Consider the following 13,533-nt stretch of genomic DNA (forward strand, 5'->3'; position numbering starts at 1 on the left):
GGCAACCCGATCGGGACCTGCGGACCCTGTTGGGTATGACCATGACTTCGAGCCGGCCGGAGAAGCCTCCACCGGCGCAGGACGACGTCCTCCTGTGGGACGCCCTGCGCCGGCAGGAACCCGAGGCCCTGGGCGAGCTCTTCACCCGGTACGCCGCCGCCGTCCACGCGTACGCCGTTCGGCACACCGGCTCCTACGCGACCGCTGACGACGCGGTCCAGGCCGCCTTCGTCACCGTCTGGCGAATCTTCAAGCGCGACGATCCCGGCGCCCTGCAACACGACAGTGCCCTCCCCTGGCTCCTCGCGATCACCCGCAACGAGCTCCGCAACGCCACCCGCGCCCGCCGCCGACTGGCCCAGTTCCTGCTCCGCCAGCCGACGCCGCTCCACCACCCGGACCACGCCGAGTCCGTCGCCGCCCGGCTCGACTCCGAGAAACGCATCCGGGACGTCCGGAGAGCGCTCTCTGCCCTCCCTGGCCACGAGCGGGACACCGTGGAGCTCGTGTACTGGGCAGAACTCTCCATCGCCGATGCCGCAACCGTCCTCGGAGTCGCCGAGGGCACGGTCAAGGCCCGCCTGCACCGCGCCCGCCGACGCCTCCCCGCTCTCCTGGAGGACCACCGATGAACCTGACCACCCCACCCCCGGTCGAGACACTCGATGCCGAGTACGCCGACGATCTGCGCCACCAACTGGTCAGTAATGCCTACCGGCGAGCACGCCCACCAAAATGGGTCCCGGTGCTCGCCGCGACCTGCGGAGTGGCAATCATCGCCACGGGAGTCGTCGTACTCAGCAAAACCAGCCCCCAGCCGGCCGGCGCCCCTCAGGTCGCGCAGGTACCAGCCGACCAGTCCCCGGTGGAGTCCGTCGACCTCGGCCCCGCCAACCCGGCCGAGGGCAACAGCACGCTCGCCACCTGCCTGGCCCAGAAGGTCGACCACGACAAGGCCCCGGTCTCCACCGGTGCTCCGGCCACGCTGGATCCGTCCCGCCCCCGCACGGCGCACTGGCTCACCGTCCCAGAAGGCACGCGCCTGCTACAGACGGCGTACAGCACCGACGGCTGGTGGTACCAGTGCCTGGACGACGACGTACTGCGCACCGCTGGTAGCCCCGGCGAGTTCACCGACCTCAGCACACCGATCTCCGGCCGCTGGGGCATCGCGCAAGAGGACCACGCCGTACGAGTCGAGTACAGCTTCATGGCTGCCTCCAACGTCGCATGGCTGGAGCTACGGATCCGCTGGACCGGCGGCGCCTCCTCCTGGTACCGCACACCAGTCGTCGACAACGCCGGGTACGTCGTGGCCGTCCAGCCCGGAGCGGTCGACCAGTCCGGCCAGGTCGACGCCGACATACGCGCGTTCGACCAGGCGGGCAAGCAGCTCTACTCCGACAGCCTCTACAGCTGACTCTCTAGCGGAGCAGGCGAGCCGGCCGGGACTTGGGGGACCCGGCCGGCTCTGCTGATAGGGCTGATAGGTCAGCCGAGACCGCTGGACCCGTTCTTGGCCAGGCTGTCGAACTGACTGCGCGTGAGCTTGGCCGTGTCACCGGCCAGCTTCGCCGGACGCGTGCAGATCACTCCGGCGGGCACCGACCCGGTCAGATACTGCAGCGCGCTCTTGAACGAGTCACAGCGCCGCTGGTCCTCTGCGCCGGCCGGGTACCCGATCGCTGCGTTCACGCGGCCCATGTCGAGGTTGTCGGCGTACGGGTTGATGTTGCGGGCAACGGTCCAGTACCAGCGGGCGATCGGCGCGCTCCACTGCAGCGACAGCGCGAGATCCGGGTTCCCGATCAGGTCGATGCCGAAGTACTGCCCGGCCGGCCGGTAGTTGAAGTCGCCAGTCAGCTGGATGTACCCGCGTCCGCCGTACAGCCGGGTGTCGCCGATCTCGCGGATGTTGTACTCCAGCCGCGACTCGTGCACCAGCGTCGCCAGGAACGCCGCCTGCCGGTACGGCGTGTTGATGTTCGCGTCCCGCATCGCCTGGTTGAGCGACGGCAGGCCGGTCTGCACGATCGACGGGTTCGCGATCCGGCTGCCGAACATCGCCTGGACATCGGCGAGCGTGATGTCCCCGGCCGGCGGGTTCGGATCGCCGCCGCACTCCGGCACGCCGGGCAGCTTGTCCTCCGGTACGGCGACGTACACCACCGTCAGGTAACCACCGAGCGCGGGCACGTGCGCCCACCACTCGCTGGTCCCGTCGGAGGTGGTGACCCGGTCGCCGTGCTTCTGGCAGTCGACGTCGATCGACGTCGGGCCGGACAGCGTCCGGACGACCGGCGAGGAGAGGAAAGCGTCGGCGCGGACGTTCACGCCGCTGCCGTAGGTCTGGAAGACAGTCGCGTACGCCGGTGACGCCGCGACCAGGGCTGTGCTGACCAGACCGGCCGCGGCCAGCAGGGCAGTAACGAGTCGACGCATGAGCAACTCCCGGGCGGAAGGAGAAGGGGCGGCGCCGTGAAAACCTAACCAAACATTCTCACGACGCCGCCAGTTTCCTCCAAGACCGCGGCGGTGCTCAACCTTTTCGACCCAAATGCAGCCCTATTCGGCGGCCTTCTTCTCCGGCTTGGCGTCGACGCCGGCCTCCTTGCGCTGCGCGGGCGTGATCGGCGCCGGCGCCGAGGTCAGCGGGTCGAACCCGCCGCCGGACTTCGGGAACGCGATCACGTCCCGGATCGACTCCGCACCGGCCAGCAGCGCGGTGATCCGGTCCCAGCCGAACGCGATCCCGCCGTGCGGCGGCGCGCCGAACTTGAACGCGTCGAGCAGGAACCCGAACTTCTCCGAGGCCTCCTCGTCGGACAGTCCCATCACCTTGAAGACGCGCTTCTGCACGTCCTCCTGGTGGATACGGATCGACCCACCACCGATCTCGTTGCCGTTGCAGACGATGTCGTACGCGTACGCCAGCGCCGACCCCGGGTCGGTGTCGAACGTCGCCATCGAGTCCGGCTTCGGCGAGGTGAACGCGTGGTGCACGGCGGTCCAGGCGCCCGACCCGACCGCGACGTCACCCGCGGCGGTCGCGTCGTCGGCCGGCTCGAACAGCGGTGCGTCGACGACCCACAGGAACGACCAGGCCGACTCGTCGATCAGGCCGCCGCGGCGACCGATCTCCAGCCGGGCCGCGCCCAGCAGCGCCCGCGACGACTTGATCGGGCCGGCGGCGAAGAAGATGCAGTCGCCCGGCTTCGCGCCGACGTGGTCGGCCAGCCCGGCGCGCTCCTCCTCGGACAGATTCTTCGCGACCGGCCCACCCAGCTCGCCGTCCTGACCGACCAGCACATAGGCCAGGCCGCGAGCGCCGCGCTGCTTTGCCCAGTCCTGCCACGCGTCCAGCTGCTTGCGCGGCTGGTCCGCACCACCCGGCATCACGACAGCACCGACGTACGGCGCCTGGAACACCCGGAACGGCGTGTTCTTGAAGTACTCCGTGCACTCGACCAGCTCGAGGCCCATCCGCAGGTCCGGCTTGTCGGAGCCGAACCGCGCCATCGCCTCGCCGTACGTCATCCGTGGGATCGGCGTCTGCACGTCGTACCCGATGAGCTTCCAGAGCGCGGTCAGGATCTCCTCGGACAGCGCGATGATGTCGTCCTGGTCGACGAAGCTCATCTCGATGTCGAGCTGGGTGAACTCGGGCTGCCGGTCGGCGCGGAAGTCCTCGTCGCGGTAGCAGCGCGCGATCTGGTAGTACCGCTCCATCCCGGCGACCATCAGCAGCTGCTTGAACAGCTGCGGGGACTGCGGCAGCGCGTACCACGAACCCGGCTGCAGACGGGCCGGCACCAGGAAGTCGCGGGCGCCCTCCGGCGTGGACCGGGTCAGCGTCGGCGTCTCCAGCTCGACGAAGTCGTGCTTGCCCAGCACCTCGCGCGCGGCCTTGTTCACCTGGCTGCGCAGGCGCAGCGCCGCACCCGGACCCTGCCGGCGCAGATCGAGGTACCGGTACTTGAGCCGGATCTCCTCGTTCACCGGGGTCGCGTGGTGCTCCTCGACCGGGAACGGCAGCGGGGCGGCCTCGTTCAGCACCTCGACCTCGGTGGTGAGCACCTCGATCTCGCCGGTCGGCAGGTTCGGGTTCGCGTTGCCCTCGGGGCGCGGCGACACCTCGCCGACGATCTTCAGGCAGTACTCCGAGCGCAGGCCGTGCGCGGCGTCCTCGTCGCGGATCACGACCTGGACGGTGCCGGTCGAGTCACGCAGGTCGATGAACGCCACGCCGCCGTGATCGCGTCGCCGCGCCACCCAGCCCGCCAGAATCACCGTCTGCCCGGCGTGCTCGGCACGCAACGAGCCTGCGGAATGGGTACGGATCACGAGTTCTCCTCTTGCGCTTCGATACTTGGACGTAGGTCTTCCATCGGCGGGGCCCAGGTGGCGGCGTCCGCGGGCACCTGCTCGCCGCTGCGGATGTCCTTCACCTCGGGCCCGTTCTCGGTGCTGAACCAGACGAACGGGATGCCCCGACGGTCCGCGAACCGGATCTGCTTGCCGAACTTGGCGGCGGCCGGAGCGACCTCGACGGGGATCCCCCGGCTCCGCAGCTGGATCGCCGTACGCATCGCGTCCGCTCGGTCGTCCTCGGAGTTCAGAGCAATCATCACGGCGGTCGGCGTACTGCGGCTCGCCTTCAGCAACCCCTTGCTGATCAACCGGTGCACCAGCCGCGACACCCCGATCGAGATCCCGACCCCCGGGTACGTCGTCTTTCCGTCCGACGCGAGCGAGTCGTACCGCCCGCCGGAGCAGATCGACCCGTACCCCTCGTCGCCGATCAACTGCGTCTCGTAGACCGTGCCGGTGTAGTAGTCCAGCCCACGCGCGATCTTCAGATCGGCGACCAGCAGCCCAGGAGCGTGCTCGTTGGCAGCCGTCATGATCTGCGACAGCCGCTCGAGCCCTTCGTCGAGGATCTCGTGCTGGACGCCGAGCGCCCGCACCTGATCCGCGAACGACGCATCCGTCGACGAGATCTCCGCGAGTCGCAGGACCTGCTTGGCGGTCTCCGCGGACAGACCGGCGGCAGTCAGCAGGTCCGTGACCTTGTCCGGGCCGATCTTGTCCAGCTTGTCGACGATCCGGAGCGCGCCGGTGATGTCCTCGATGCCCAGGCCGCGGTAGAAACCCTCGGGAATCTGGCGGGTGTTCACCTGGATCCGGAACGCCGGGATCGGCAGCTTGCGGAACGCGTCCGCGATCACCAGCGGCAGTTCGACCTCGTAGTGGAACGGCAGCTCACCGCTGTCGATGATGTCGATGTCCGCCTGGGTGAACTCGCGGTACCGGCCCTCCTGCGGGCGCTCGCCGCGCCACACCTTCTGGATCTGGTAGCGCCGGAACGGGAAGGTCAGCTTGCCGCTGTGCTCCAGCACGTACCGCGCGAACGGGACGGTCAGGTCGAAGTGCAGGCCGAGGGCCGCGTCCTCATCGGCGCCCGCGGCGAGCCGCCGAACGCCGTAGATCTCCTTGTCGGCGTCCTCGCCCTGGTTGGACAGCCGCTCGACCGGCTCGACCGCACGGGTCTCGATCGACGCGAAACCGTGCAGCTCGAACGTCTCCCGGATGGTGTCGAGGAACTGCAGCTCGACGATCCGGTCGGTTGGCAGAAATTCGGGGAACCCACTTAGCGGGGTTACCTTGCTCATGTTTTTGGTATCTCCAGGTCCTGCAAATAGGGGTTGGTCGCCTTCTCCCGGCCGATCGTGGTCTGGCCACCGTGACCCGGCAGGACGACGATCTCGTCGCGCATCGGCAGGATCTTGGTGGCCAACGTATGCAGCATCGCCGGATGGTCGCCGCCTGGCAGATCCGTCCGGCCGATCGACCCGGCGAACAACACGTCACCGGAGAACAGCACCGCGGGCACGTCTTCTGGTCCGTCGTACGGCGTGGTGAAGGTGACCGAGCCCCTGGTGTGGCCGGGGGTGTGGTCGACGGTCAGGGTGAGGCCGGCCAGCTCCAGGCTGAGGCCGTCCTTGAGCTCGGCGACGTCGTCCGGCTCGGCGAACTCGTGGTTGCCGCCGAGCAGCAGCTGCGCCGTCTCGGGGCTGATGCCCGCCATCGGGTCGGCCAGCAGGTGCCGGTCGTCGGGGTGGATCCAGGCGGTCGCGTCGTACGTCCCGCAGACCGGGAGCACCGAGAACATGTGGTCGATGTGACCGTGGGTGAGCAGGACCGCGACCGGCTTCAGCTTGTTCTCCCGGACCACCTGCTCGACGCCGGCGGTCGCGTCCATCCCGGGGTCGACGACGATGCACTCCGCGCCTTGGCCGGTGGCGACGACGTAGCAGTTCGTACCCCACGACCCCGCGGGGAACCCGGCGATGAGCACGACAGACCTTCCTGGAACGGTTTCCGGACTCACCAAGGTTACCCGGGCGGATCGGGGTACTTCGCACCGGATTGTGACGCAACACCGTTGCGCGTGAGCTGGGAGTTTGTGATTGTTCAGGGATAAGCGCCGAGAAAGCAGCTCGACGCGCCCAGGCGGGCCCTGTCCACGCGGTTGGACCGGGGACTGACCAGAATGGGCACGAGCGCAGTGCATACCGCCGGAAGGGGCGAGTTGTGGCCGGAGAGAACTGGGGCCGGGTAGCTGAGGACGGAACGGTCTTCGTACGGACGAAGGACGGTGAACGGGCGGTCGGCCAGTGGCCGGACGCGAACCCCGAGGAGGCACTCGCCTTCTACACCCGCCGGTACGACGCGCTGGCTTTCGAGGTCGAGCTGCTGGAGCAGCGTGTCCAGGCCGGCACCGTGTCACCGGACGACGCCCGCGCCGCGGTGAAGAAGGTGACCAGCTCGATCGAGGACGCCCAGGCGGTCGGCGACCTGGACGGCCTGATGTCCCGGCTCGAAGCGCTCACCCCCCTGGTCGCCCAGCAGCGCGAACGCCGCAAGGCCGAACGCGCCGCCAAGGTCGAGGAAGCCCGCGACGCGAAGACCAAGATCGCCACCGAGGCCGAGACCATCGCGGCCGGCACCGACTGGCGCCACGGCGTCACCCGCCTGCGCGAGCTGCTCGACGAGTGGAAGGCCCTCCCCCGGCTCGACAAGTCGTCGGACGACGAGCTGTGGCACCGGTTCTCGTCCGCGCGGACGACGTACACGCGGCACCGCAAGCAGCACTTCGCCGAGCTCTCCTCGAAGCGTGAGGAGGCGGCCGTGGTGAAGGAGCGCCTCGCGGCCGAGGCCGAGTCGCTGTCCAGCTCAACGGACTGGGGACCCACCTCCGGCCGCTTCCGCGACCTCATGCGGCAGTGGAAGGCCGCCGGCCCGGCGCCCCGCGAGGTCGACGACAAGCTGTGGGCGCGCTTCCGGGCGGCTCAGGACCAGTTCTTCGGCGCCCGGGACGCGTCCCAGGCCGAGGAGAACGCCGAGCAGATCGAGAACCTGGCCGCCAAGGAAGCACTGCTGGCGGAGATCGAGACGATCCTGCCGGTCACGGACGCCCGCACAGCCCGCGACCAGCTCCGCGACTACCTGGACCGCTGGGACCAGATCGGCAAGGTCCCCCGCGACTCGATGCGTGCGATCGACAGCCGTTTGCGCGCTGTCGAGCAGGCCGTCAAGGCAGCCGAGGACGAGGTCTGGAACCGCTCCAACCCTGAGGCCCGCGCCCGCGCCGAAGCCACGGTCAAGCAGCTCCAGTCGCTCATCGCGGACCTGGAGAAGCAGGCGGCCAAGTTCGAGTCCCAAGGCAACACCCGCAAGGCAACCGAAGCCCGCGAGGCCATCGCCGCCCGCCGAGAATGGCTGGCCCAGGCCCAGAACGCCCTCGCCGACTTCAGCTGAGGCATTCTCCGCTCGTGGCTGGCCGTTATCGGGCTTCCCGGTAGCGGCTGGAGTTATCGGGCCGTGGCTCCGCCGTCGATGGGCAGCGCAGCCCCGGTGATGAAGGCGGCTCCGTCGCTGAGCAGGAAGGCGACGAGTCCGGCGATCTCGCCCGGCTCGGCGACGCGGCCGGTGGGGTTGGGTGCGTCGAGTTCGGTGATGGGTTGTTGCGGCGAGGCGCCGAGCAGCCGGCGGTACAGCGGCGTGTCGACGTTGCCCGTCACCAGCGTGTTGACGCGTACGCCGCGATCCGCGCATTCCAGCGCTGCGGATCTGGTCAGGCCGACGACGCCGTGCTTGGCGGCGCTGTAAGGACCCAGACCCGGCACGGCAACCACGCCGGCCGTCGACGCGTTGGTGACGATGGACCCACCACCGCTCGAGATGATCGCGGGGATCTGGTGTTTGAGGCCGTAGAACGCGGTTGTCAGGTTCAGTTCCATCTCCTCGTGCCAAGCGCGACCGGAGACCTGGTCGAGCGGTCCTGAGGCAACGACACCGCCGACGTTGTTGAACGCGCCGTGGAGCTGCCCGAATGCGGAACGAGCGGCGGGTACGGCGGCCGCCACGTCGTCTTCCACGGTCGCGTCACAGGTGACGAACAGCGCTTCACCGCCGCCCGCGCGGATCTCCGTGACGAGTTGTTCGCCGAGGTCGGTGCGCCTCCCCGCAGCGACAACCGCCGCCCCCTCTGCTGCGACGCGCCGCGCCACCGCGGCGCCGATACCGGAGGTGGCGCCGACAACCAGCACGACCTTGCCGACCAGAGAAGCTCGCTGCATCAGAAGAGATCCGGCGTAGTCGGCGTCACGTCATCCAGGAACGCACTCACCATCGGCGCCAGTACCGCCGACTCCGAGAAGATGCCGACGTGGGTCGTCGGGAGAATCACCAGGCGCGCGGCCGGAACCCCTGCCGACGCTGATGCATTCGCATCGCCGCCACCGCGCAGCTTGAACAAAGCGAGCGTGTGTTCCGGTTTCACATCCTCCGTGTCACCGGCGATGACCATCGTGTTCGCAGCGATCGAACGCATCTCGGCGTCGCTGAGGTTCTGCTCGTCGATGCCGAACTGCCGCATCTTCGCGAGGTACGTCTCGAACGCCGTGGCATCCGGCGTGTGCGCCAGGAACGCCTTCTCGACCGAGGTACCGGCCCACCGTGCGGCGCCTGAATCCTCGACCCCTGCTTCCACCGACGAGCTCCAGCCGTCACGACGGTAGGCGGCCGACAGCGTGACCAGCTTGTTGACCAGCGTCGGGTGCCGGAGCGCGAGCTGCAGCGCGACCCCGCCGCCTTGTGAGTAGCCCATCACGTCGGCACGCTCGACCGTCAACGCCTGCAGCAACGCCGCGGCATCGTCGGCGAACGCGGGGTACGACAGCTCGCGCGACGTGTCCGGTGTGCGGCCATGACCTTGCTGGTCGAAGACGATCACGGTGCGCTTGTCCGCGAAAGCCGCCACCCAGGACTTCATCGATTCGGTCGCCATGTGCGCACCAGGGATGAGCAGCAACGGGGGTGGTCCCGACGGTCCGAGCTCGCCGTACACCTCGTGATAGAGGCTCAAACCATTGATCGGCAGGTTGCCGCTGCGCGAAGGCTTCAACCCTGGCTCCACTCAGTCATACAGCCACATGGTGTGGCAATTCAGCACACTATCTCGGCCGCCGGTTCTCTCATGGACAGGTTGGGAGGATTGTCTTCGCGGCGTTGGAGTCGTCCGTGGTGATGGGTAGCGCGTACTTGGTGGCGACTCGCAGGTATTTCAGGACGTACGTGCAGCGGTAGGCGCGGTTGAGGGGTAGCCATTCGCCGGGGCCGGCGTCGTTCTTGGAGGCGTTGGCGGGGCCGTCTACCACCAGGAGGTTGGCTGCTTCGTCGTTGGCGAAGTCGACTCGGCGTTGCATCGGCCATCGGGCGGCGCCCATGTCCCAGGCTCGGGCCAGCGGGTAGACGTGGTCGATCTGCAGCTTCGACGCGTCGGCCTTGCGGAACTCCAACCGGCGGCCGGTGTACGGGTCCGCGGGCAGCACGCCGGCGATCACGACGCATTTCGAGCGAGCGCGGTACTGAACCGCTTGCAGCTGCGCCGCCAGCATGTCGTTGCGGGTGTCGCAGCCGTTGTGACCGCCGGGACCGTTGTGGTCGTCGGACCACGTCTGTCCGAATTGGTCCCGCCTGTACCCGGCCACCTTCGGCCGTACGGCGACGCGGACCTTGGCGAGCTCGGCCGCGATCAACTTCGCCGTACCGGTCGTCGGTGGAATCTTCGGGGGTTTGCCGATCGTGATGGGCGCCGGCGAGCTGGTTGCTCCTGATCCGTCGACCGAAACGGTGCATCCGGTCAAGGCGAAAAGGAGTACGGCGAGGGCGGCAAGGGCGGTGCGCATCAGGCGACCTTAGGGCACGGGAGTGGCCTCCGAACGCGACTTCACGGAACTCCTCTCAACGGCGTGCAGAATGGGGAACCATGACTGCCTCGTGGTCCGTGGACGAGCTGCGTCGCTTGGATGCGGCCAGGGAGTTGGAGATCGCTGTCGCACGCTCCGACGGTGGCTTGGGGCGGTGGGTGGTGATCTGGGTGGTGTGCGCCGGCGGGCATCCGTACGTGCGGACCTGGTACCGGCGCGACACCGGGTGGTTTGGTCAAGCTCTCCGTACAGGTCGTGGACGAATCCGGGTGCCGGGTCTGGAGGCCGAGGTGTTGATCGAGGACGTCGGCGGGGAGGTCACAGCTGAGGTCGACGCCGCCTATCTTGCGAAGTACGGCGGCGCCGGCTCCATGGTCACGACCGAGGCCGCGGCAACCACACTGCGCCTCGAGAAAGCGGACTGAACATGATCGTCCGGATCTGGCGTACCGGGATCGTTGAAGAACGCGCGGCGGAGTACGACGCGTTCGCCCACACGCGTTCGCTGCCGATGTTCCGGCGCCAGCCTGGTTGTCGCGGCGTGTACTTCACCCACACCGAGACCGGCCGCGCGGTTGTCACGATCTGGACCAATCAAGAGGCCGCCGACGCACTGGCCCACTCCGACGACTACCTCGCCACAGTCGCCGCCATCGAGGCCACCGGCTTCCTCCTCGGCCCACAGTCAGTAGAACTCCTCAACGTCAACGACCACTGGCAACCCGACACCTAACCCAACCACTTTAGTTGCCCACGGCACCGATGAGAGGTGGATGTGACGCTGTACTGGGCGCCGCTCGCAAGACAGCTGCGCGGCGGTGGGTTGCCGGCGGCGGGCCATGACATCTGCTTCCCCCCCGGTGTCACGTCCTCGTAGCTGCTCGGTCGAGCGGTCGCTTCGGTCAGACGGTCGGCGAGCTCGTCCGCGAATCGAGGGCCGGTCATCGTGGAGGTGCTGTACTCGTGCACTTCTGAGGTGAGGGCCGAGTACGCCACTTGGCGATGTCTTCGACGTCGATCGGAGCCAGGGTCGTGTCGCCGGCGGCAGCCGCAGTACGCCGAGGGCGGCGATGTCCGGTGCCTCCTCGAAGTACACCTGCACGAACTGGCTCGGCCGGAGCGCCGTCCACGGCACGCCGGCCGCGACCGGCCCGAGACCGTTCGATCGTGACCGATCAGGCGAGGGGGGTGTCGTCCAGGGAGTTCAGGAGGTCGGCGGGGGTGTCGTAGATGGCTTTGGCGCCGGCTTTTCGGAGTTCGTCGTCGCCGAAGCCGCCGGAGCGGACGACGATGGACGGCATGCCGATCTTCTGGGCTGCTTTGACGTCCCAGACGGCGTCGCCGACCATCACGCTCGATGCGTCGGGCGGGGCGCCGACCTTCTTCAGTGCCACCTGCAACAAATCCGGCGCCGGCTTGGACTCCTCGACATCATCGCTGGTCGTCCAGTCGTCGACGATGTCCCTTGCGTCCAGCTTGTCCAGGAAGACGTCGACGTGGCGCTCCTTGGCAGAGCTCGCCAGTACCAGCCGGTGACCGCGCTCCTTGATCGCGACAAGCAGGTCGCGAGCGCCGGGCAGCGGCGACATCTCCTCGAGCAGCGCGTCGACCTCCTTGCCCTGCCGTTCGCGGACCTCGTCTCCGACGCGGCGTTCCAGATCCTCACCACCGAGCGCCGCGACCAGCTGATCCCCACCCATACCGATCAGCCGGTGCAGACGCCATACCGGGTAGATCTCACCGACCGACCGCAGCGCCCGGTACCACGCCAGCGCGTGCTGGTAGTTGGAGTCGATGAGCGTCCCATCGATATCGAGTACGGCAATCGCTGACTCAGTCACGCCCCCGCAGTACCCGCCAGCTCGCCGCACGAACCACGCCGGCCGACTGGACGGCGAACCACGGACCTGGCAGATTGCTGCTCTGCTGGGGAGGGGACGCATGCGGACTTTCTTGTTGACGGCGCCCGGATGGCGGGTAGCGGTCGCTTTTGGCGTGCCGTTCGCGGTGGCGGTGGCGGCCGCCGGGTGGTTCAAGGGCGAGGGGCTCGAGGTCTCCGGGATCAGCGGAGTGTGCGGCGGGGTGCTGCTCGGAGCGACAGCGACGCTCGCAACCAGGGCTCCGCGGCGCGACCACCGGGAGCTGCTTGGCCGGGTTTCCTTTCCCGAATGGAAAGCCGTACGCCGTGCCGTATGGTCCGGGCCGGTTCCTGAGGATCCGCGGCTCCGAGCGGACGCACTCGAGCTCGCCAACCGCCAGCTCGCGAGACTCCGGCGCTTGCGTGTCGCGACAACGATCATCTTCGGCCTCAACGTCGTCCTCCAGCTGATCGCCTTCGCCTTGGGCAACGAATCGTCGCTTCTGGTGGCCGGTTTCTCGATCGTCGCCCTCATCGCCCAGCGGCGCACCTACCACCGCCTCACCCAACGCGTCGCCGCACTGAAGGCTTAAGGTGACAACTGGCGCGGTACCAGTGCGGGGTCCGAGGTGCGGCGCATGAGTCGTGAGTTGCCGACTTGGTTGGTGAAGCCCCACCGACTGTAGAAGGGTACGAGCTCCGGCTGGCAGACCAGTTCGATGCTCCGTACCTGGGACAGTTTCTGGACGACGGTGTCGACCAGCAGAGCGCCGTACCCCGATCCCCGCGACTCTGGCGCGACGACGACGTCAAGCACCAGCGCGACGTGGGCGTAGTCCGTCAGAGCCCGGGCGAAGCCGACCACCGTGTCACAAGCCGAGTCGATCAGTACCACCAGAAGGTCCGACTCGCGCAGGATCAACCTGGTCTCTTCGACCGTCCGACCCGCCATCCACCACGCGGACCCGAACAGCTCCATCAAACCGGCCAAATACTCTTCGCCGACCTCATGCTGGATCCGCACCGCCTGCAGGTGGCTCATTGGAAGGGGCGTACTTCGATCTTTCGGTCGCAGGCTTTTGAGGCTTCGGTGGCTAGTTTGAGGGCTACCTCGAGGGTGGGGGCCTCCCAGACCCAGACGCCGGCGAGGTACTCCTTCGACTCCAGGTAGGGGCCGTCGGTGAGTACCGGCCGGTCGCCGCGGTTGTCGATGACCGTGGCGGCGTCGGTGTCCGCGAGACCGCCCGCGAAAACCCAGTAGCCGTCGGCGATCAGCCGTTCGTTGAACTCGCTGATCGCGGGCTGCCTGTCCGTACTGCCGGGGTTGCTCTTGTCATCGATCACGGAAACCAGGAATCGCATCTTCAGATCATCTCCTTTGGCAACAAGACAGGACGGTTC

16 protein-coding genes are annotated in these 13,533 nt (G+C 68.1%); 6 read left to right on the top strand and 10 right to left on the bottom strand.

Annotation, left to right across the window (positions count from 1 at the left end; all coding sequences use genetic code 11):
• The first annotated feature begins 35 nt into the window (after positions 1-35).
• Both AB0E69_RS10180 and AB0E69_RS10185 read left to right on the top strand, forming a co-directional pair.
• Positions 36-632 (top strand): RNA polymerase sigma factor, encoded by a 597-nt coding sequence (locus AB0E69_RS10180; protein WP_360142351.1) that lies wholly within the window; start codon positions 36-38, stop codon positions 630-632.
• Positions 629-1,420, top strand: coding sequence for a hypothetical protein (locus tag AB0E69_RS10185; RefSeq protein WP_360142353.1), 792 nt, complete (start codon positions 629-631; stop codon positions 1,418-1,420). The genes AB0E69_RS10180 and AB0E69_RS10185 overlap by 4 nt, the downstream gene beginning before the upstream one ends.
• Before the next feature lie 71 nt (positions 1,421-1,491).
• Here AB0E69_RS10185 and AB0E69_RS10190 read toward each other — a convergent pair whose 3' ends face one another.
• The 4 genes from AB0E69_RS10190 to AB0E69_RS10205 all read right to left on the bottom strand — a co-directional run bounded on the left by AB0E69_RS10190 (position 1,492) and on the right by AB0E69_RS10205 (position 6,358).
• Complete coding sequence (locus AB0E69_RS10190; protein ID WP_360142355.1) at positions 1,492-2,442, bottom strand: glycoside hydrolase family 19 protein; 951 nt, start codon at positions 2,440-2,442, stop codon at positions 1,492-1,494.
• Between the two features lie 123 nt (positions 2,443-2,565).
• Positions 2,566-4,344 carry an aspartate--tRNA ligase gene (gene aspS, locus AB0E69_RS10195; RefSeq protein WP_360142357.1) on the bottom strand — a complete coding sequence of 593 codons (1,779 nt, stop codon included), beginning with the start codon at positions 4,342-4,344 and terminating at the stop codon, positions 2,566-2,568.
• On the bottom strand, positions 4,341-5,672 hold the full coding sequence (gene hisS / locus AB0E69_RS10200) for a histidine--tRNA ligase (RefSeq protein WP_360142359.1): 1,332 nt from the start codon (positions 5,670-5,672) through the stop codon (positions 4,341-4,343). The genes aspS and hisS overlap by 4 nt, the downstream gene beginning before the upstream one ends.
• Positions 5,669-6,358 (bottom strand): MBL fold metallo-hydrolase, encoded by a 690-nt coding sequence (locus tag AB0E69_RS10205; RefSeq protein WP_360142361.1) that lies wholly within the window; start codon positions 6,356-6,358, stop codon positions 5,669-5,671. The genes hisS and AB0E69_RS10205 overlap by 4 nt, the downstream gene beginning before the upstream one ends.
• 236 nt (positions 6,359-6,594) lie before the next feature.
• Here AB0E69_RS10205 and AB0E69_RS10210 point away from each other — a divergent pair, with 236 nt between their 5' ends.
• A complete protein-coding gene (locus tag AB0E69_RS10210; protein ID WP_360142363.1) occupies positions 6,595-7,821 on the top strand; it encodes a DUF349 domain-containing protein in 1,227 nt (408 codons plus the stop codon).
• Between the two features lie 53 nt (positions 7,822-7,874).
• Here the strand turns inward: AB0E69_RS10210 and AB0E69_RS10215 are convergent, their stop codons facing one another.
• The 3 genes from AB0E69_RS10215 to AB0E69_RS10225 all read right to left on the bottom strand — a co-directional run bounded on the left by AB0E69_RS10215 (position 7,875) and on the right by AB0E69_RS10225 (position 10,253).
• Positions 7,875-8,642, bottom strand: coding sequence for an SDR family oxidoreductase (locus tag AB0E69_RS10215; RefSeq protein WP_360142365.1), 768 nt, complete (start codon positions 8,640-8,642; stop codon positions 7,875-7,877).
• Positions 8,642-9,469, bottom strand: a complete 828-nt coding sequence (locus AB0E69_RS10220; protein ID WP_360142367.1) for an alpha/beta hydrolase — start codon at positions 9,467-9,469, stop codon at positions 8,642-8,644. The genes AB0E69_RS10215 and AB0E69_RS10220 overlap by 1 nt, the downstream gene beginning before the upstream one ends.
• Positions 9,470-9,539: 70 nt before the next feature.
• Positions 9,540-10,253, bottom strand: coding sequence for an HNH endonuclease family protein (locus AB0E69_RS10225; RefSeq protein ID WP_360142369.1), 714 nt, complete (start codon positions 10,251-10,253; stop codon positions 9,540-9,542).
• A gap of 80 nt (positions 10,254-10,333) precedes the next feature.
• Between AB0E69_RS10225 and AB0E69_RS10230 the strand changes: the two genes are divergently transcribed.
• Together AB0E69_RS10230 and AB0E69_RS10235 are read left to right on the top strand one after the other, a co-directional pair.
• Positions 10,334-10,699: a DUF2255 family protein gene (locus AB0E69_RS10230; protein WP_360142371.1), complete on the top strand. Its 366-nt coding sequence runs from the start codon at positions 10,334-10,336 to the stop codon at positions 10,697-10,699.
• Between the two features lie 2 nt (positions 10,700-10,701).
• Positions 10,702-11,007, top strand: a complete 306-nt coding sequence (locus AB0E69_RS10235) for an antibiotic biosynthesis monooxygenase (RefSeq protein WP_360142373.1) — start codon at positions 10,702-10,704, stop codon at positions 11,005-11,007.
• 442 nt (positions 11,008-11,449) lie between these two features.
• Here AB0E69_RS10235 and AB0E69_RS10240 read toward each other — a convergent pair whose 3' ends face one another.
• On the bottom strand, positions 11,450-12,115 hold the full coding sequence (locus AB0E69_RS10240; protein ID WP_360142375.1) for an HAD family hydrolase: 666 nt from the start codon (positions 12,113-12,115) through the stop codon (positions 11,450-11,452).
• Between the two features lie 100 nt (positions 12,116-12,215).
• Here AB0E69_RS10240 and AB0E69_RS10245 point away from each other — a divergent pair, with 100 nt between their 5' ends.
• Positions 12,216-12,725 carry a hypothetical protein gene (locus AB0E69_RS10245; protein WP_360142377.1) on the top strand — a complete coding sequence of 170 codons (510 nt, stop codon included), beginning with the start codon at positions 12,216-12,218 and terminating at the stop codon, positions 12,723-12,725.
• Here AB0E69_RS10245 and AB0E69_RS10250 read toward each other — a convergent pair.
• Entirely contained in the window at positions 12,722-13,174 is a 453-nt protein-coding gene (locus AB0E69_RS10250; RefSeq protein WP_360142379.1) for a GNAT family N-acetyltransferase, read from the bottom strand. The genes AB0E69_RS10245 and AB0E69_RS10250 overlap by 4 nt on opposite strands.
• Positions 13,171-13,494 carry a YciI family protein gene (locus AB0E69_RS10255; RefSeq protein WP_360142381.1) on the bottom strand — a complete coding sequence of 108 codons (324 nt, stop codon included), beginning with the start codon at positions 13,492-13,494 and terminating at the stop codon, positions 13,171-13,173. The genes AB0E69_RS10250 and AB0E69_RS10255 overlap by 4 nt, the downstream gene beginning before the upstream one ends.
• Positions 13,495-13,533 lie beyond the last annotated feature (39 nt).

It is taken from the genome of Kribbella sp. NPDC026611, from assembly GCF_040638345.1.
Classification (GTDB): Bacteria; Actinomycetota; Actinomycetes; order Propionibacteriales; family Kribbellaceae; genus Kribbella.